The organism is Massilia niastensis DSM 21313, assembly GCF_000382345.1.
Taxonomy (GTDB): domain Bacteria; phylum Pseudomonadota; class Gammaproteobacteria; order Burkholderiales; family Burkholderiaceae_D; genus Telluria; species Telluria niastensis.
This window is the reverse complement of record NZ_KB908093.1, coordinates 21625-39339: the sequence shown is the minus strand read 5'-3', so window position 1 is coordinate 39339 and position 17715 is coordinate 21625. Positions and strand designations below refer to the sequence as shown.

Sequence of the window (17715 nt, the reverse complement as noted above, 5' to 3'; positions counted from 1 at the left end):
TTCCTTTTATTAGGTGAATCGCATAATCCGGAGCGTCGAGATCAAGCGTGCTGGACACTCGGGATGTGTGCACCTTAATTGTTTCCTGCGTCAAGATTCGTTGATTGGTTGATTATCGGCTCCGTACTTGGTGGAAAGCCAATAAATCCAATCGTGCTGTTGTTTTTTTGAAACGCGTGTCATCAAGGATGTAACAAAATTTCTATTTAAATTGTTAGCGCTAGCTCCTCAGCGGATCTATTTCACCCTTCCGGCATGGATTTAATTGAATGACTTGGTGCGTTTCGCGAAACCGCGACACCTTTTTCTGATTTTTCGCAGCAGGCTTACCAGGCTGTCGCAAAGACGGCATTACTACGCGCCAGCCCGGTGTTCAGGGATTTGCGGCGGCGCAAAGATCGGGGAAATCCAGACGAATCGCAGGTGGCGCCGGCTTAAACTTTTTGCAAACCCGCCATCCCTGGCGACACACACTGTCAATACCTTGTATATTGGAAACTTTTCCGCCGAGCCGATCCGGCTTGCCGTAGCGTGCCTCGCGTCGCTAAGGCGTCCGGCCTGGTTCGCCAATGGCTTACACGAACGACAATGGCTAACCGCGAAGAACTGGCGATCATCCGGCATGCCCGCTCCGGGCAGGCTGCGGCCCAGCTCGAACTGGGCAAGCTGTATCTGTTTGGCAGCGTCGGGCTGCCGCAAAGCCTGCCGACCGCCCTGCACTGGCTCGAGCGGGCGGCGCGGCAGGAGTGCCCCCCGGCCTGGCAACTGATCGGCAACCACATTCCTTTCGAGCTGGCGCAGCGCAGCGGCCAGGCGCTGCTGCCCTGGTACGAGCGCGCCTACGACGACGGCAGCGTGCATGCCGGACTGGTGTTCGCCCAGCTGGTGCTTGGCGGCGGAGCGGGCGTGGATGCGCAGGCGCGCGCCAAGGCCCTGTGCGCGCTCGAGGAAGCGGCGCGCGCCGGCTTTCCCCACGCGCAGTGGCTGCTGGCGCAGCAGCCGGGCGGGGCCGGCGCCGACCCCGGCCTGGCGCTTGCCGCGGCGTCCGCCGCCACGGCGGCCACCGCCGCACCGGTTGCGGCGGCGGGGCCGGCCAGGCGCGGTCCCGCCAGGACCCTTGCGCAGTCCGGCGGCTGGCTGCGGCGCGCGGCCGACAGCGGCGTCGCGCCGGCCCAGTACACGCTGCTGGGGCAGGCCTGGGAGGCCGGCCAATGGCGCGATTTCCTGGTGCGCGCGCTGCCGCTGGCGCGCGCCCTGGTCCGGATGCGCGCCGAGCAGGGCGAAGTGCAGCGTTTCGCGCCCGACGAGATCACCTTGCTGTCGCGCTGCGCCAGGCTGCTCGACGGCCATGGCGCCGGCCATGGCGTCGCGCCGGAGCCGGGCGAACCCGACAATTTCTGGGAACTGGCTGCCGCCGAGCACGACCGTCACGCACAGCTGGCGCTGGGCCTGCGCTGCGCGCGCATGCAGGTCGATGGCCGGCGCGTCGCCGCCGGCGAGGGCGGGGCGGCCAATTTCAAGAAGGCGATCCGCTGGCTGACCCTGGCCGGCGAGCAGGGGCTGGCGCAGGCCTGGTATGCGCTGTCGCGCATCTATATCAAGCCTGAATTCTCACAGCGCAATGTCGCCGATGCGCAGAAATACCTGGAACGGGCCGCCGGCATGGGTTACCGCGCGGCGCAGCTCGAGTGCGGCCACATCGCCTGGCGGGCGCGGCGCGAGAACGAATGCAACGACGTGCGCGCCGTCTTCTGGCTGCAGAAGGCGGCCGCCCAGGGCTCGGCCGAGGCGCTCGCCCTGCTGGGCAAGATCGCGCCGCGTCCGGCTTCTTCCCTGTACACGGAAACGGGGCGGCTGCTGGCGGCGCGTCCCGGCCTGGAGTCGGCCCATCCCCTGCTGGCCGCGCGGCTGGAACTGGCGGCCCTGTTCAGCCTGACGCGCGCCGAAGCGCTGCTGCTCGACGTGGGCGCGGCCGACCAGGGCCACTGCCTGGTGATCGACATCCGCGCCAGCTACGGGCGCAGCAAGCGCCGCCTGGTGCTGGTGGAATCACGGCACGAGCGCCAGGCGCTGGACCGCATCGCGCGGCTGTTCGAGCAGGTGGATTGCGGTCCGTCGGGGCCGGAGGGGAATTATCGCCAGCGCTTGTACCGCCTGCGGACCTTGCTGGGAGCGGTGGAGCGTGCAGGGGATGACGAGGAGGCGGGGGGTGACGAGGACGAGCTCGGGCTGGCGGCTTAGCGCTGGTGAACCGTTCAGTCCCCGCGAGGGCGGGGACCCGGGTTTGCCGGCAGGTCAGGGAGTCAAATCTCGATCTCGCCCTCGAACACCGTCACCGCCGGCCCGCTCAGATACACCGGCTGTCCTTCACCCGCCCACGCGATACTGAGTTCGCCCCCACGCGCCGACACCCGCACCGGCGAATCGAGCAGCCCGCGCCGGATCCCCGCCACCACCGCCGCGCAGGCGCCGGTGCCGCAAGCCAGGGTTTCCCCGGCGCCGCGCTCGTAGACCCGCAGGCGGATGTGATGGCGGTCCATCACCTGCATGTAGCCGGCGTTCACGCGCTTCGGGAAGCGCGCATGCGACTCGATCGCCGGGCCGGTCTGGGCCACCGGGGCGGTGTCGACGTCGTCGACCACCTGCACCGCGTGCGGGTTGCCCATCGAGACCACCGACACGAACACGTTCTTGCCCTCTACCTGCACCGGCCACAGGGTATCGTCGCCCTCGGTCCAGCCGCCCAGGCCAGTGTTGTCGAACGGTACCTCGGCCGGATCCAGGCGCGGCGCGCCCATGTCCACGGTGACGCTGCCGTCGTCTTCCAGGCGCGGGGAGATGATGCCCGACATGGTCTGGACGCGGATGCTGCGCTCCCTGCTCAAGCCCTTGTCGACCACGAAGCGGACGAAGGCGCGCGAACCGTTGCCGCACTGTTCGACCTCGCCGCCGTCGTTGTTGAAGATCCGGTAGCGGAAGTCCACGCCGGCTTCGGTCGGACGCTCGACGACCAGGATCTGGTCGGCGCCGATGCCGAAGCGGCGGTCGGCCAGCCGGCGCCACTGTTCGGGCGAGAGTTCCACCTGCTGGTTGATCGCGTCGACCACGATGAAGTCGTTGCCGGCGCCGTGCATCTTGGTGAATGTCAGTTTCATGATCGTCTTTTCAATAAAGAGAAGGTTCGCCCGGCGGACGGGTCTTGAAGCGCTTGTGGGTCCAGAAGTATTCCGCCGGCGCTTCGCGCACGCGGTCCTCGATGAAGGCGTTCATGCGGCGCGTCGCCTCCACCATGTCGTCGCCGGGGTAATTCTCCCATGCCGGGTAGAACACCACCTTCCAGCCCTGGTAGTTCGGCAGGTAGGTGGCGATCACCGGGATCACCTTGGCGCCGGTGGTGGCGGCGATCCGCCCCAGTGCGGTCAGGGTGGCGGCCGGGATGCCGAAGAAGGGCACGAACTCGGCATCCTTCTCGCCGAAGTCCATGTCGGGCAGCATGAAGTAGGGCAGGCCGTCGCGCAGCGCGCGCAGGATCGGCTTGATGCCTTCCTTGCGCGTGACCAGGCGCACCGGGCCATAGCGCTCGCGGCCGTGGCGCAGCAGCCTGTCGAAGGCTGCGTTCTTCTGCGGCACGTACATGCTGCACACCGGGATCACGCGCGAGGCGACGCCGGCCACGTCCAGGCACACGAAGTGCGGGCACAGCAGGATGGTCGGGCCCGCTTCCATCTGCGCCTGCGGCACGGCCGGCTCGACCTGGATCAGGCTGCGCACGCGCTCCTCGGGCGCCCACCACAGGATCGAGCGCTCGAAGATGCTGCGCGCATAGGCGCGGAAATGGCGGTGCGCGAGCGCGCGGCGCTCGCGCTCGTCCACTTCGGGCAGGCACAGGCGCAGGTTGGTCAGGGCGATATGGCGGCGCTTGCGCAGGATGAAGAACATCAGGCTGCCGATCGCCTCGCCGAAGCGGCCGAGGACAGGCAGCGGCAGGAAATGCAGCAGCCACATGAAACCGATCAGGATTCTCATGCCGCGGCCTCGCTTTCCGGGGCGGCCACGCCTTCCGGCTGCTTGTAGCGGTTGTAACTCCAGAAATATTGCGCCGGGCAGCGTGCGATCAGCTGCTCCATCGCGCGGTTGATCGCGGCCGCCTGCTCGGCCGGGGTGCCGCCCAGGTCGCCCTCGAAGGGCACGAAGCGCACCACGAAGCCGGCCCCCTTCGGCAGGCGTTCGGCATAGGTCAGCAGGATGTCGGCCTTGCCCAGCTGGGCCAGCTTGGCCGGCAGGGTCATGGTGTAGGCCATGCGGCCGAAGAACGGCGCCCACACGCCTTCGCCTTCCTGCGGCACCTGGTCGGGCAGCAGGCCGATCGGCTGGCCGCTCTTCAGGGTCTTGGCCAGGATCCGCACGCCCGCCAGGTTGGCCGGCGCCAGGTGCAGGTTGTGGCGCGCGCGCGCGCCTTCGACCAGCGGCTTGAGGGCGCTCTTGCGCGGCGGGCGGTACATCACGGTGAGCGCCGTCTGCAGCGCGATCTGCTGCGCGGTCATCTCGAAACAGCCCAGGTGTGGCGTCAGGAACACAATGCCGCGTCCGGCGTCGAGCCTGGACTGGACCAGCTCGAAATTCTCGACGGAAGCGTGGCGCGCCACCCGTTCAGGATTGGCGCACCAGACGAAAGCCAGCTCGATGATGGCTTTCCCGGCCTCGGCGACGGCCTGGCGCCGGTGGCTGTCATAGCCGGCGCGGGCCAGGTTGTCGCGCAGGCGCCGGCGGTAGGAAGGGGAGGCAAGGTAGACCAGCCACCCCAGGCCTGCCCCGAGGGCATGCAGGAATGGCAAGGGAAACACGGATAGAAAGCGGAAGAGAACGACTAGCATCGGTTGACCAGGGTTGAAAGGCGCGAGGGTTTCCACACCAAAATTCACAAGGAGCGTAAAATACCACTTTATGCAGGATCCGCCGAGTTAATAGACAACTTGCGAAGCGGAATATAAATGTCGCTAAAGCGTCGCAGGCATCAGGTTGCTGCGGCATTTTTTTGAACAGTAACTTGGAGCTAGCATGTCCAACGACTACCTCTTTACTTCCGAGTCGGTCTCGGAAGGCCATCCCGACAAGGTCGCCGACCAGATTTCCGACGCCATCCTCGACGCCATCCTGGAACAGGATCCGCGCGCGCGCGTCGCCGCCGAAACCCTGTGCAACACCGGCCTGGTGGTGCTGGCGGGCGAAATCACCACGCACGCCAACGTCGACTACATCCAGGTCGCGCGCAACACCATCAAGCGCATCGGCTACGACAACACCGAGTTCGGCATCGACTACAAGGGCTGCGCGGTCATGGTCTGCTACGACAAGCAGTCGCCGGACATCGCCCAGGGCGTGGACGAAGGCGCGGGCATCGACCTCGACCAGGGTGCGGGCGACCAGGGCCTGATGTTCGGCTATGCCTGCGACGAGACCCCGGAACTGATGCCGGCCGCCATCTACTACGCGCACCGCCTGGTCGAGCGCCAGTCGCAGCTGCGCAAGGATGGCCGCCTGCCATGGCTGCGTCCGGACGCCAAGTCGCAGGTCACCCTGCGCTACGTGAACGGCCGTCCGGTGGCGGTCGACACCGTGGTGCTGTCGACCCAGCACGCACCTGAGATCACCCACTCGCAGATCGAAGAAGCGGTCGTCGAGGAAATCATCAAGAAGGTGCTGCCGGCCGAGTGGCTGAACGAGACCCGCTTCCTGGTCAACCCGACCGGCCGCTTCGTCATCGGCGGCCCGCAGGGCGACTGCGGCCTGACCGGCCGCAAGATCATCGTCGACACCTACGGCGGCGCTGCGCCGCACGGCGGCGGCGCGTTCTCGGGCAAGGACCCGTCGAAGGTGGACCGCTCGGCCGCCTATGCGGCCCGCTACGTGGCGAAGAACGTCGTGGCCGCCGGCCTGGCGCGCCAGTGCCAGGTGCAGGTCAGCTACGCGATCGGCGTGGCGCGTCCGATCAACATCACCGTGTATACCGAAGGCACCGGCGTGATCCCCGACGACCAGATCGCCAAGCTGGTGATGGAGCACTTCGACCTGCGCCCGAAGGGCATCGTGCAGATGCTCGACCTGCTGCGCCCGATCTACACCAAGACCGCCGCCTACGGCCACTTCGGCCGCGAAGAGCCGGAATTCACCTGGGAGCGCACCGACAAGGCGGCGCTGCTGCGCGCCGAAGCGGGTCTTTCCTAAGTAGTAGCCAGTTGTGACGCCAGGCGGAAACGTTCCGCCTGCGCGTCGAACCCGGGATCCCCGCGAAGGCGGGGACCCCGGGGTTTGCCCGCACGCCATCCCATTCCGGTTTGTCCCGCAACCTCCCGCAGCTACCTGCAAGCGCGCACAACCTCGCACAAACCACCATCATTCCGTGCTAAACTAGCCCGTTCCGAGGAGCGTTGCGACGAAAGATCCTTCTTTCGCCAGGCTCGGATATCAGCAACCGCGCTCACGTTACTTTTTTCTAAACATTGAAAGGAGGGCGTGATGAGCGCCGTACTCAAAGATCTTCCCGACTACCACATCGCCGACATCTCCCTGGCCGCCTGGGGCGAGAAGGAAATCCGCATCGCCGAAACCGAGATGCCGGGCCTGATGGCCATCCGCGAGGAATACGCCGCCAGCCAGCCGCTGAAGGGCGCGCGCATCGCCGGTTCGCTGCACATGACCATCCAGACCGCGGTCCTGATCCGCACCCTGGAAGCCCTGGGCGCCACCGTGCGCTGGGCCTCGTGCAACATCTACTCGACCCAGGACCACGCCGCCGCCGCCATCGCCGCGGTCGGCACCCCGGTGTTCGCCGTCAAGGGCGAGACCCTGGACGAATACTGGGAATACACCCACCGCATCTTCGAATGGCCGGGCGAGGGCGTGTACGCCAACATGATCCTGGACGACGGCGGCGACGCCACCCTGCTGCTGCACCTGGGCGTGCGCGCCGAGAAGGACATCTCGGTGCTCGACAAGCCGGGTTCGGAAGAGGAAATCTGCCTGTTCAACTCGATCAAGGGCCGCCTGGCGCGCGATCCGCAGTGGTACTCGAAGCGCCTGCCGCAGATCCTGGGCGTGACCGAGGAAACCACCACCGGCGTGCACCGCCTGTACCAGATGCACGCCGAAGGCAAGCTGGCCTTCCCGGCGATTAACGTCAACGACTCCGTCACCAAGTCGAAGTTCGACAACCTGTACGGCTGCCGCGAATCGCTGGTCGACGGCATCAAGCGCGCCACCGACGTCATGGTCGCCGGCAAAGTGGCGGTCGTGGCCGGCTACGGCGACGTCGGCAAGGGCTCGGCCCAGGCCCTGCGCGCCCTGTCGGCCCAGGTGTGGGTGACCGAGATCGACCCGATCTGCGCCCTGCAGGCCGCGATGGAAGGCTACCGCGTGGTGACCATGGACTATGCCGCCGAACACGGCGACATCTTCGTGACCGCGACCGGCAACTACCACGTGATCACCGAAGAGCACATGAAGCGCATGAAGGACCAGGCGATCGTCTGCAACATCGGCCACTTCGACAACGAAATCGAAGTCGCGGCGCTCAAGAAGTACGAGTGGGAAAACATCAAGCCGCAGGTCGACCACGTCATCTTCCCTGATGGCAAGCGCATCATCCTGCTGGCCGAAGGCCGCCTGGTGAACCTGGGCTGCGGCACCGGCCACCCGTCGTACGTGATGAGCTCCTCGTTCGCGAACCAGACCATCGCCCAGATCGAGCTGTTCGCGAACACCGCGCAGTACCCGGTGGGCGTGTACACGCTGCCGAAGAAGCTGGACGAGAAGGTGGCGCGCCTGCAGCTGAAGAAGCTGAACGCGCAGCTGACCCAGCTGACCGAAGAGCAGGCCGCCTATATCTCGGTGAGCCAGGAAGGTCCGTACAAGCCGGAACACTACCGTTATTGATTAACGCTGGCCGGCAGTACCGCCCCGGCGGGCGCCTTCGCGGGCGTCCGCCAGGGACGACACCATTCCCATAGCCGGGCGCCTCGAACGCGCCCGCGTACCACGAAAACCGATTCTCCCGATGCGCCTGCTCCTGACCTGGCTGATCAATGCCCTTGCCTTGATGGCCCTGCCTTACCTGATGCACTCCGTCACCATCTCGAATTTCACCACCGCGGTCATCGCCGCGCTGGTGCTGGGACTGGTCAATACCCTGATCCGTCCGGTGCTGGTGATCCTGACCCTGCCGGTTACCCTGGTGTCGATGGGCCTGTTCATCCTGGTGCTGAACGCCTTGCTGTTCTGGCTGGTGTCGCACTGGATCGAGGGCTTCGAAGTGGCGGGATTCTGGGCGGCCTTCCTCGCGGCCATCCTGTACAGCATCATTTCGTGGGCGCTCTCCACCTTGCTTCTCTCGAACAAAGACAATGGAAACCCCTGATTTCAGTATCGAGTTCTTCCCGCCCAAGACGGCGGAGGGCGCGGACAAGCTGCGCGTCGTGCGCCAGAAGCTGGCCGAGCTGCACCCGAAGTACTTTTCGGTGACCTTCGGCGCCGGCGGCACGACCCAGCAGGGCACCTTGCAGACGGTGCTCGAGATCCAGTCCGAAGGCCATGAAGCCGCGCCGCACCTGTCGTGCATCGGCGGCACGCGCGAGTCGATCCGCGACATCCTCAAGCAGTTCCAGGATGCCGGCATCCGGCGCCTGGTGGCGCTGCGCGGCGACCTGCCGAGCGGCTACGGCGCCGGCGGCGAGTTCCGCTATGCGAACGAGCTGGTCGAGTTCATCCGCCAGGAGACCGGCGACTGGTTCCGCATCGAGGTCGCCGCCTATCCCGAGATGCACCCGCAGGCGCGTTCGCCGCAGGACGACCTGCAGAACTTCGCGCGCAAGGTGCAGGCCGGCGCCAACGCGGCCATCACCCAGTACTTCTACAACCCGGACGCGTATTTCCAGTTCGTCGACAACGTGCGCAAGCTCGGCATCGAGGTGCCGATCGTGGCCGGCATCATGCCGATCACGAACTACACGCAGCTGATGCGCTTCTCGGACATGTGCGGCGCCGAGATCCCGCGCTGGGTGCGCCTGAAGCTGGCCAGCTTCGGCGACGACAGCGCGTCGATCAAGGCCTTCGGCCTGGACGTCGTGACGGCGCTGTGCGAGCGCCTGCTGGCCGGCGGCGCGCCGGGCCTGCACTTCTACAGCATGAACCAGGCGGCGGCGACCACCGCGCTCTGGCAGCGCCTGCGCGGCTGAGGCCTTCTGACCGGCGTCGCGGCCCTCCGGGCGCCGGTCAGGTTTCCTCGGTAATCACCCGGTCCAGCGGCACATCGTGCGCCGCTCCCTCGAATTCCACCAGCTGGCATGCATACGCGACGCCCAGGGTCGCCGGCCGCGGTTGTGGCGCCAGGGTGCGGTCGTAGAACCCGCCGCCATATCCCACCCGGTAGCCCAGGGCATTGAATCCCAGGCAGGGAATCAGGAGCGCCGGCGGCCGCGCCACCATGCGCAGCTCGGCCGGCACCGCCACGCCCATGCGGTCCGCGACCGTCGGCTCGCCCGGTATCCATTCAGCAAATTCGAGCGCCGTGTCGCGCGCCACCACGACAGGCAGCGCCAGCCGTACGCCTGCCTCGGCCATTTCCGCGTAGGCTGGACGCAAGTCCGGTTCGCCCGCCAGCGGCCAGTAGACACCCAGCATCGCCTGCGGATGGTCGCGCAGCCAGGCCACGACTTGCGCACCGATGCGGTCGTCCCAGGCGTGCTTGGTCGCCGGCTCGATCGCGCGGCGGCGCGCCTTGAGGGCGTTGCGCAGGGCCGCCTTGTCCTGTTGCTGGATGTCACCTGCTCTTGCGGAAGCGTCTGGCAGGAGCCCGGAGCCGCGTGGTATTCTTGAATCGCCGGTCATGGTTTGAATGCAGCGTACTTTGAGAGTTGTGGATGTTTCAATCGAGATTGACAGCCGGCGTCATGCCGACCGCCATTGCCCTTGTCTTGTCCCTTGCGCTGATGCCAGGCGCGGCCCTGGCACAGGAAGATCCTCCTGAGCCGGAAGTGTCCGAAGAGGCCTCGGCCGAGCAGGCCGCACCCTTGCCGCCTGCCGTCCAGCCGCCGCTGCCCCAGCAGGCCACGTCCCAGCCGGCTTCGCCCCAGCAGGCAGCGCCGCAGCAGCCCATGCCCCAGCAGGCATCACCCCAGCAAGTCCCGCCGCAGGCGGGCGTACCGCATGCTACCGTGCCTGCCGTTCCGGCCGGCGCACCCAGCGTGCCGGGCACGCCGCCGAGCGTCGTCGCGCCGGGTGTCGCGAGGCCGGGCGCCGCTGCGCCGGGCGCCGCCACGCAGAATGGCCCCAGGCAGAACGGCATGACGCAGAACGGTGCGACCCACAGCGGCGCCGCGCCGCAGAACGGCGCCAGGCAGTACGGCGCCGCACCGGCTGTCGCCGCGCCCGGCGCCCTTGCCCCGAACACGGACACGCGCGCCGACGACGACAACTTCCTGCTGCTGCGCGAAGCGGTGCGCCAGAACGACGCCGCGCGCGCCCATGCGCTGGCCTCGCGCCTGCCGAACTATTCGCTGGCCTCCTATGTCGACTATTATCGTCTGAAACCCCGGCTGCGCGACGCCGCGCCCGAGGAAATCCACGCGGCGCTCCAGCGCCACGCCGGCACGGCGGTGGCCGAGCGCCTGCGCGCCGACTGGCTGCTCGAACTGGGCCGCCGCCGCGACTGGTCCAGCTTCGAGCGCGAAATGGGCAAGCTGGCCCGGGACGACGACCTGCAGATCCGCTGCTACGCCCTGGTGGCGCGCGCCGGCCGCGGCGAACGGGTGGGCGCGGAAGCGCGCGCGCTGCTGAACAATCCTCCCGCCTATGGCGAAGGCTGCGCCGCGCTGATGGCCGAGCTGGCGCAGCGCGGAGAGCTGAGCGAGGCCGAGCTGCTGTGGCAGCTGCGCCTGGCCGGCGAGATGAACGCCACCGGCCCGGCGCGCCGTACCGCCGCGCTGCTGGGCGCTTCCGACACCCGCGCCGCGCAGGCGGTCGACGTGCCGGCCGTGGCGCTGGCGCGCGGCATCGGCAACAGCCGCGCCGAACGGCAGATCTACCTGGTCGCCCTCGGCCGCATGGCGCGCACCAGCCTGAAGCTGGCCGTGGTGGCGCTCGAGAAGAACGCGCCCAGGCTGAGCTCCGAGGAACGCGCGATCGGCTGGGCCAACGTGGCGCTGGCGGCCTCGATCGTGCTGTCGCCGGAAGCATCGGCCTACTGGCGGCGCACCAACGGCGCCCAGCTGACGAACGAGCAGATGCAGTGGAAGACCCGGATCGCGCTGCGCAACGGCGACTGGAAGCAGGTGCGCTCGAGCATCGAAGCCATGCCGGCGGCCTTGCGCGCCGAGAACGCCTGGGTCTACTGGCTGGGCCGGGCCTACAAGGCCGAGGGCCGCGGCGACGAGGCGCGCGCGCTGTTCGAGAAGATCGCGGTGCAGTCCCATTTCTATGGCCAGCTGGCGATGGAGGAACTGGGCCGGATGGTGACGGCGCCGCCGCCGGCCGCCCCGGTGACGGCCGCCGAACTGGCCCAGGCCGGCGCCAATCCGAGCCTGCATCGCGCCCTGAAGTTCTATGCCCTGCGCCTGCGCGCCGAAGGCAACCGCGAATGGAACTGGGCGCTGCGCGGGATGTCTGAACGCCAGCTGCTGGCCGTCGGCGAATTCGCGCGCCGCAACCAGCTGCTCGACCGCATGGTGGAAACCTCACTGCGCACGCGGACCGAGTTAGACTATGCCCAGCGCTTCCCTGCGCCCCACTTCGAGATCCTGCACCCCACGGCGCAGGGGCTGGGGCTGGACAAGGCCTGGGTGTATGGCCTGATTCGCCAGGAATCGCGTTTCATCCAGGACGCGCGTTCCGGGGTCGGCGCGTCCGGCCTGATGCAGGTGATGCCCGCCACCGGCAAATGGGTAGCGACCAAGATTGGCCTGGATAATTTTGTGCATGACATGTTGACGGACTTGCGGACCAATATCACGCTGGGAGCCAATTACATGAACATGGTACTGGGGAACTTCGACGGTTCGCAGGTGCTCGCGACCGCCGCCTACAACGCCGGTCCGGGGCGCGCACGCGCCTGGCGCGGCCTGCTGACCGAGCCGATGGAGGGCGCGGTCTTCGTCGAGACCATTCCATTCTCGGAAACGCGCGGCTACGTACGCAACGTGATGGCCAACGCCACCAACTACGCCGCCGTGTTCGAACAGCGCCCGCAGTCGATCAAGGCGCGCCTGGCCACGGTCAATCCACGCAGCGGTTCGGTCCTGGACTGAGGCCCATCATGCGCGATATGAATGTCGTGATGATCGGGGCAACCGGTTTCATCGGCTGCCACCTGGCCGCCCGCCTCTCGGAAGGCGGGGTGAACGTGCTGGTGCCGGCGCGCCACTACGAGGGCGCCAAGCACCTGACGATGCTGCCCGGCGTGGACGTCACGCTGGCCAATGTGCACGACGACGCCGTGCTGCGCGGCCTGGTGGCGGGGCGCGACGCGGTGATCAACCTGGTCGGCGTCCTGCATGGCGGGCATGGCCGGCCCTATGGCGCCAGGCACCGGCGCCTGCACGTGGACCTGCCGCGCCGCATCGTCGAGGCCTGCGCGGCGGCCGGCGTGCCGCGCTACCTGCACATGAGCGCCCTGGGCGCGGGTCCGAACGCCCCCTCGATGTACCAGCGCTCCAAGGCCGATGGCGAGGCCGCCGCCCGCAGCCATCCCGCGGTCGCGGCGACCATCTTCCGGCCCTCCGTGGTGTTCGGCCCGGGCGACCATCTGCTGACCATGTTCGCGCGCATGCAGCGCCACTTTCCGGTCATTCCGCTGGCCTGCGCCGATGCGCGCTTCCAGCCGATCTACGTCGGCGATGTCGCCGAGGCCTTCGCACGGGTGCTGGCGCAGCCGCACACGCGCGGCGCCGTGATCGAACTGGGCGGGCCCGAGGTCTACACCCTGGCCGACCTGGTGCGGATGGCCGGCCGCTATGCCGGCTGCGAGCGCAGCGTGGTGCCCCTGCCGGACTGGATGGCACGCATGCAGGCGGGCATGTTCGAGATGATGCCGGGCGAGCCCCTGATCAGCCGCGACAACCTCGACTCGATGAAGGTCGATAATGTCGTCGATCCGGCCACCCAGGCCTTGACAGCGGAAGCGCTGGGAATCAAGCTCACTCCGATCGAGGTTGCCGCGCCGCACTACCTGACGCCCACGGACCCCCTCGACGCCTACCGCGCCCGCGCCGGACGCTAATTCATGACTGGAAGCCCATGCAGACCATCGAACTCGACCCGATCCTCTCGCACACCCTGGACCAGGCCCGCCAGCCGGGCCTGACGCTCGTCATCGGCAACAAGAATGTCTCGTCGTGGTCGATGCGGCCCTGGGTGGCGGCGGTCGCGTTCGGCATTCCATTCACCGAGGTGCGCGTGCTGCTCGACCAGGCCGACACCGCGGCCAACATCGCGCGCTATTCGCACGCCGGCCGGGTGCCGGTGCTGCTGGCGGGCGAGATGACGATCTGGGACAGCCTGGCGATCGTCGAATACCTGGCCGAGCAGTTCCCGGACAAGCACATGTGGCCGCAGGACGTCGCCGCGCGCGCGCTGGCGCGCTCGGTCGTGGCCGAGATGCACTCGGGCTTCCCGGCGCTGCGCTCGGCCATGTCGATGAACATCCAGGCGCGCCTGCCGGGCCGCGGCCGCACCCCGGGCGCGCAGGCCGACATCGGGCGCATCTGCGAGATCTGGGAAGACTGCCTGTCGCGCTTCGGCCACCACCATTTCCTGTTCGGCGACTTCTCGATCGCGGACGCCTTCTATGCACCGGTGGTCACCCGCTTCAAGACCTACGGCGTGGCGCTGGCGCCGGCGCTGCAGGCCTATTGCGAGCGCGTGCTGGCGCATCCGGCGGTGGCGCGCTGGGTCGAGGAAGCCATGCTTGAGGCCGATCCGACCCCGCTGCACGACGCCGAGCTGCCGGGCGATTGAGCATGCGCAGTTACGTAGTCGGCGGCGCCGTGCGCGACGAGCTGCTCGGGCTGCCGGTGCAGGACCATGACCATGTCGTGGTCGGCGCCACGCCCGAACAGATGGTGGCGGCCGGCTTTCGCCCGGTGGGCAAGGATTTCCCGGTGTTCCTGCATCCCGGGACCCAGGAGGAGTACGCGCTGGCGCGCACCGAGCGCAAGACGGCGCCCGGCTACCGCGGCTTCGCCTTCCACGCCGCGCCCGACGTCACCCTCGAGCAGGACCTGGTCCGGCGCGACCTGACCATCAACGCCATGGCGCGCGACGAGGACGGCGCCATCGTCGATCCCTACGGCGGCCGCCAGGACCTGGAACAGCGCCTGTTCCGCCACGTGTCCGGCGCCTTCGCCGAGGACCCGGTGCGCATCCTGCGGGTGGCGCGCTTCGCCGCCCGCCTGCCCGAATTCCGCGTGGCCGAGACGACCAATGCGCTGATGCGGCGCATGGTGGAGGAGGGCGAGGCCGACGCCCTGGTGCCCGAGCGCGTCTGGCAGGAACTGGCGCGCGGCCTGATGGAACAGCGCCCGTCGCGCATGCTGGAGGTGCTGCGCGACTGCGGCGCGCTGGCGCACATCCTGCCCGAACTCGATGCGCTGTGGGGCGCGCACCTGCTGCTGGTGATCGACTACGCCGCCGAATGCGGGTATCCGCTCGAGATCCGCTTCGCCGCCCTGGTGCACGGCCTGGGCCAGGGCGCCAGCGCGCCCGGCCAGCAGCCGGCCGGCCACGGCCTGGACCCGATCAGGGCGCTCTGCCAGCGCCTGAAGGCGCCCAACGAATGCCGCGACCTGGCCCTGATGACGGCGCGCGAACATGGCAACATCGGCCGGGCGCAAGCCCTTCCCGCGGACGCCATCGTCACGCTGTTCGAGCGCTGCGACGCCTTCCGCAAGCCGGAACGCTTCGCCCAGATGCTGCAGGCGGCCGAATGCGATGCGCACGGGCGCGGCGGCGCGCAGCACGCGCTGCGCTCCCGGCCCTATCCCCAGGGGCTCCATCTGCTGCGCGCGCTGGCGGCGGCGCGCGCCGTGAACGCGGGCGAGATCGCGCAACGCCATGTCGAAAACAAGGATAAGATTCCAGAAGCCATCCATGCGGCGCGGGTACGGGCCGTCGGGGAGGCCCTGGGCGACGTCCGCTGACCCCGGGGCAGCGTTTCCTCCCGCGCGCTCCGTGCGAGCGCGGACGGTTCATGCTGCCCCCGCCCGGCATGTCGACCCGCCGTGCGCAGCTGAACCATTTGTTTTGCTATCCTTCATTGTTAGCTATTTTGTTGCGTTGGAGGAAAACCATGAAAGCCGTGCTGGAGCGGCGTGCCGCGAACCCGAGTCCGCGCCGCCGCCTGTTGTTGGCGAGTGCGGCGGTCATCATCCTGAGCATGCTGCTCGCTTTCCTGTTCATTCGCACCGAGGGCGTGGATCCCGAGATCCGCAACCGGGTCATGCTGAGCGTGCGCGAACTGGAGAAGCTCGACGCCGAATGGGATGTCAACATCCTGCGCGCCCATATCGGCCGCGCGCCGGCCGATCCGCGCCTGACCAACCAGCTGCCGCGCATGCACGACCTGATGGCGCGCGTGGAAGAGGCGCTGCCGCACACCAGCGGCGCCACCGCGCCGGAGGCCTACGCGCAGCTGCAGGCGGCGCTGCGCGCCAAGGAAGAACTGGTGGCCCAGTTCGCGCGCCAGAACCGGCCGCTGCGCGAGGCGCTGCAGCACGTGCCGCCGGCGGTCGCCGACCTGAAGACCGAACTGAGCGGCATCGAGGGCGCGCTGGCGCCGGCGCGCATCGTGGTCCGGCTCGACACCACCCTGAATTCGCTGCTCACCGAGATCCTGCGCTACAACCTGGCGCCCACGCCGGCGCTGGCGACCCGCATCGACGCCATCCTGGGCGATGTCGCGGCCCAGCAGATCGCGTTCTCGCCGGCGGTGGTCGAGAAGATGGATGCCCTGATCCACAGCTGCCGGGTGATCCTCGAAAAGCGTCCGCTCGAGAACCGCTTCGAGGCCCAGATCGCCGCGACCGGCACCGCCGCCGCCCTCGACCGCCTGGGGCGCGAGATCGACCGCTCCTTCGACACCGTGCTGATGGAGCGCCAGCGCTTCCGCGGCTACCTGTTCGCGTATTCGGCCGTGCTGCTGGTGCTGCTGGCCTATGCCGGCTGGCGCCTGCGCCGCAGCTACCGCATCATCGGCGAAGTCAACCAGCGCCTGCAGGCATCCAACGAAACCCTGGAACACCGCGTCGCCGAGCGCACCGCGGAACTGGAGGCGCAGTCGAAGCAGCTCGAACGCCTGGCCCAGCACGACAGCCTGACCGGCCTGATCAACTACCGCCAGCTGACCCGCGTGCTCGAGCGGGCGCTCACCCGCGCCGACCGCCGCGACAGCGTCGTGGTCATCATGTTCATCGACCTCGACGGCTTCAAGGCCGTCAACGACACCTGGGGCCATGCCAGCGGCGACCTGGTGCTGCAGATGGTGGCGCGCCGGGTCCAGGACAAGCTGCGCGCCGAGGATGCGCTGGCCCGCCTCGGCGGCGACGAGTTCGTCATCCTGCTGGAAGACGTCGCCTCGCGCGAGGGCGCGCTGCGCGTGGCCCAGCTGGCGCTCAGCCAGATCGAATCGATCACCGAGGCCGACGGCAATCCGGTCAGGATCTCGGCCAGCATCGGCATCGCCAGCGCCCGTGGCCATGCCGGCGCGGCACGCGGCCAGGCCGCGCTGCTGGCCGATGCCGACAAGGCCATGTACGAGGCCAAGCAGTCCGGCAAGGGCGTGTTCGTGGTCAGTCCGCAGTCCCAGTGGCCCTGAGGTTGGCATTGCTGCACGGAAAACGGGTGCTCGGGCAGGGTCTCGCCGAATGGGCTAGAATGTTTTGTTGCAGTGCACAATAAGGGTGCGAACATGTGGGACAATCCTCTGCGCCGCTGGTTCCGGGGCCTGAGCGGAAAGAAGGGCGGACCGGCCGTGCTGGTCAAGGAACTGGGCGAGCGCGACCGCCGCCGGGTGCTCAAGCATTTCCTGGCGCTCGACAAGAGCGACCGGCTGCTGCGTTTCGGCAGCATCGTTCCCGACGACCAGGTCAAGGCCTATGTCGCGAAGATCGACTTCTCGCGCGACATCGTGCTGGGCGTCCACAACAGCCTGTTCCAGCTGGCCGGCGTTGGCCACCTGGCCTTCCTGGACGCGCAGGCGGACGGGCGCGACAAGGCCACGACCAAGGAGCGGGTGGCCGAGTTCGGGGTCTCGGTCTCGGCCTCGGCGCGCGGGCAGGGCGTCGGCACCCGCCTGTTCCAGCGCGCCGCGATCCACTGCCGCAATTCGGACATCGACACCCTGTACATGCAGTGCCTGTCGTCGAACCAGACCATGATGCACATCGCGAAGAAGGCCGGGATGCAGATCAAGCGCGAGTACGGCGAGGCCGACGCCTACCTGCAGCTGCCGCCCCCCAGCCCGGCCAGCGTGATGGCCGAGGCGCTCGAAGAGCAGTTCGCCGTGATCGACTACACCGTCAAGGCCAACGCGCGCGCCGCGGCCAGGTGGTTCGCGCCCAGGAAATAGGCAGCTCCCCCCGGCTGTTTTTAGTGTTCGCACTAAACACGGCGCAAAACACCTCCGCCTGTTTGACCCCGCCTGCCCGTTCATGCACGATGTTCCACTGAAGA

General features: G+C 68.0%; 15 protein-coding genes and 1 riboswitch. Of the genes, 11 read left to right on the top strand and 4 right to left on the bottom strand.

Translation table 11 applies throughout. The features are described 5' to 3' along the window. The first annotated feature begins 588 nt into the window (after positions 1-588). A complete protein-coding gene (locus H162_RS0112255; protein WP_020653762.1) occupies positions 589-2241 on the top strand; it encodes a tetratricopeptide repeat protein in 1653 nt (550 codons plus the stop codon). Between the two features lie 62 nt (positions 2242-2303). Here the strand turns inward: H162_RS0112255 and dapF are convergent, their stop codons facing one another. From dapF to H162_RS0112240, 3 genes are read right to left on the bottom strand one after another with little or no spacing between them, the layout of a single operon-like run. Beyond that, positions 2304-3155 (bottom strand): diaminopimelate epimerase, encoded by an 852-nt coding sequence (gene dapF / locus H162_RS0112250; RefSeq protein WP_020653761.1) that lies wholly within the window; start codon positions 3153-3155, stop codon positions 2304-2306. Positions 3156-3165: 10 nt separating this feature from the next. After that, positions 3166-4026 carry an LpxL/LpxP family acyltransferase gene (locus H162_RS0112245; RefSeq protein ID WP_020653760.1) on the bottom strand — a complete coding sequence of 287 codons (861 nt, stop codon included), beginning with the start codon at positions 4024-4026 and terminating at the stop codon, positions 3166-3168. After that, positions 4023-4874 (bottom strand): lysophospholipid acyltransferase family protein, encoded by an 852-nt coding sequence (locus tag H162_RS0112240; RefSeq protein WP_026354552.1) that lies wholly within the window; start codon positions 4872-4874, stop codon positions 4023-4025. Before H162_RS0112240 ends, H162_RS0112245 begins: the two co-directional genes overlap by 4 nt. A 184-nt stretch (positions 4875-5058) precedes the next feature. Here H162_RS0112240 and metK point away from each other — a divergent pair, with 184 nt between their 5' ends. The 4 genes from metK (at position 5059) to metF (ending at position 9230) form a co-directional block, all read left to right on the top strand. Then, positions 5059-6225 (top strand): methionine adenosyltransferase, encoded by a 1167-nt coding sequence (gene metK / locus H162_RS0112235; RefSeq protein ID WP_020653758.1) that lies wholly within the window; start codon positions 5059-5061, stop codon positions 6223-6225. A gap of 189 nt (positions 6226-6414) precedes the next feature. Then, a riboswitch (S-adenosyl-L-homocysteine riboswitch) is annotated at positions 6415-6487 on the top strand. Positions 6488-6516: 29 nt separating this feature from the next. Beyond that, positions 6517-7932 (top strand): adenosylhomocysteinase, encoded by a 1416-nt coding sequence (ahcY, locus tag H162_RS0112230; RefSeq protein ID WP_020653757.1) that lies wholly within the window; start codon positions 6517-6519, stop codon positions 7930-7932. A gap of 121 nt (positions 7933-8053) precedes the next feature. Then, positions 8054-8413 (top strand): phage holin family protein, encoded by a 360-nt coding sequence (locus H162_RS0112225; protein ID WP_020653756.1) that lies wholly within the window; start codon positions 8054-8056, stop codon positions 8411-8413. Then, complete coding sequence (gene metF, locus H162_RS0112220; RefSeq protein ID WP_020653755.1) at positions 8400-9230, top strand: methylenetetrahydrofolate reductase [NAD(P)H]; 831 nt, start codon at positions 8400-8402, stop codon at positions 9228-9230. Before H162_RS0112225 ends, metF begins: the two co-directional genes overlap by 14 nt. A 37-nt stretch (positions 9231-9267) precedes the next feature. Here the strand turns inward: metF and H162_RS0112215 are convergent, their stop codons facing one another. Beyond that, entirely contained in the window at positions 9268-9882 is a 615-nt protein-coding gene (locus tag H162_RS0112215; RefSeq protein WP_020653754.1) for a 5-formyltetrahydrofolate cyclo-ligase, read from the bottom strand. A 62-nt stretch (positions 9883-9944) separates the two neighbouring features. On the opposite strand from H162_RS0112215, the gene H162_RS0112210 reads away from it, so the two are divergent. The 6 genes from H162_RS0112210 (at position 9945) to H162_RS0112185 (ending at position 17611) form a co-directional block, all read left to right on the top strand. Continuing rightward, on the top strand, positions 9945-12296 hold the full coding sequence (locus H162_RS0112210; RefSeq protein ID WP_020653753.1) for a transglycosylase SLT domain-containing protein: 2352 nt from the start codon (positions 9945-9947) through the stop codon (positions 12294-12296). A gap of 8 nt (positions 12297-12304) precedes the next feature. Next, complete coding sequence (locus tag H162_RS0112205; protein ID WP_020653752.1) at positions 12305-13267, top strand: complex I NDUFA9 subunit family protein; 963 nt, start codon at positions 12305-12307, stop codon at positions 13265-13267. A gap of 17 nt (positions 13268-13284) precedes the next feature. Next, positions 13285-14004 (top strand): glutathione S-transferase family protein, encoded by a 720-nt coding sequence (locus tag H162_RS0112200; RefSeq protein WP_020653751.1) that lies wholly within the window; start codon positions 13285-13287, stop codon positions 14002-14004. A 2-nt stretch (positions 14005-14006) separates the two neighbouring features. Further along, complete coding sequence (locus H162_RS0112195) at positions 14007-15185, top strand: multifunctional CCA addition/repair protein (protein ID WP_020653750.1); 1179 nt, start codon at positions 14007-14009, stop codon at positions 15183-15185. A gap of 149 nt (positions 15186-15334) precedes the next feature. Beyond that, positions 15335-16858, top strand: a complete 1524-nt coding sequence (locus H162_RS0112190) for a diguanylate cyclase (protein ID WP_020653749.1) — start codon at positions 15335-15337, stop codon at positions 16856-16858. 93 nt (positions 16859-16951) lie between these two features. Continuing rightward, positions 16952-17611: a GNAT family N-acetyltransferase gene (locus H162_RS0112185; RefSeq protein WP_020653748.1), complete on the top strand. Its 660-nt coding sequence runs from the start codon at positions 16952-16954 to the stop codon at positions 17609-17611. Positions 17612-17715 lie beyond the last annotated feature (104 nt).

What these genes read in the sequence shown, in the direction of transcription:
- H162_RS0112255 (WP_020653762.1), top strand. Translation starts at nt 589, where the DNA reads ATGGCTAACCGCGAAGAACTGGCGATCATCCGGCATGCCCGCTCCGGG.
- dapF (WP_020653761.1), bottom strand. Translation starts at nt 3,155, where the DNA reads ATGAAACTGACATTCACCAAGATGCACGGCGCCGGCAACGACTTCATC.
- H162_RS0112245 (WP_020653760.1), bottom strand. Translation starts at nt 4,026, where the DNA reads ATGAGAATCCTGATCGGTTTCATGTGGCTGCTGCATTTCCTGCCGCTG.
- H162_RS0112240 (WP_026354552.1), bottom strand. Translation starts at nt 4,874, where the DNA reads ATGCTAGTCGTTCTCTTCCGCTTTCTATCCGTGTTTCCCTTGCCATTC.
- metK (WP_020653758.1), top strand. Translation starts at nt 5,059, where the DNA reads ATGTCCAACGACTACCTCTTTACTTCCGAGTCGGTCTCGGAAGGCCAT.
- ahcY (WP_020653757.1), top strand. Translation starts at nt 6,517, where the DNA reads ATGAGCGCCGTACTCAAAGATCTTCCCGACTACCACATCGCCGACATC.
- H162_RS0112225 (WP_020653756.1), top strand. Translation starts at nt 8,054, where the DNA reads ATGCGCCTGCTCCTGACCTGGCTGATCAATGCCCTTGCCTTGATGGCC.
- metF (WP_020653755.1), top strand. Translation starts at nt 8,400, where the DNA reads ATGGAAACCCCTGATTTCAGTATCGAGTTCTTCCCGCCCAAGACGGCG.
- H162_RS0112215 (WP_020653754.1), bottom strand. Translation starts at nt 9,882, where the DNA reads ATGACCGGCGATTCAAGAATACCACGCGGCTCCGGGCTCCTGCCAGAC.
- H162_RS0112210 (WP_020653753.1), top strand. Translation starts at nt 9,945, where the DNA reads ATGCCGACCGCCATTGCCCTTGTCTTGTCCCTTGCGCTGATGCCAGGC.
- H162_RS0112205 (WP_020653752.1), top strand. Translation starts at nt 12,305, where the DNA reads ATGCGCGATATGAATGTCGTGATGATCGGGGCAACCGGTTTCATCGGC.
- H162_RS0112200 (WP_020653751.1), top strand. Translation starts at nt 13,285, where the DNA reads ATGCAGACCATCGAACTCGACCCGATCCTCTCGCACACCCTGGACCAG.
- H162_RS0112195 (WP_020653750.1), top strand. Translation starts at nt 14,007, where the DNA reads ATGCGCAGTTACGTAGTCGGCGGCGCCGTGCGCGACGAGCTGCTCGGG.
- H162_RS0112190 (WP_020653749.1), top strand. Translation starts at nt 15,335, where the DNA reads ATGAAAGCCGTGCTGGAGCGGCGTGCCGCGAACCCGAGTCCGCGCCGC.
- H162_RS0112185 (WP_020653748.1), top strand. Translation starts at nt 16,952, where the DNA reads ATGTGGGACAATCCTCTGCGCCGCTGGTTCCGGGGCCTGAGCGGAAAG.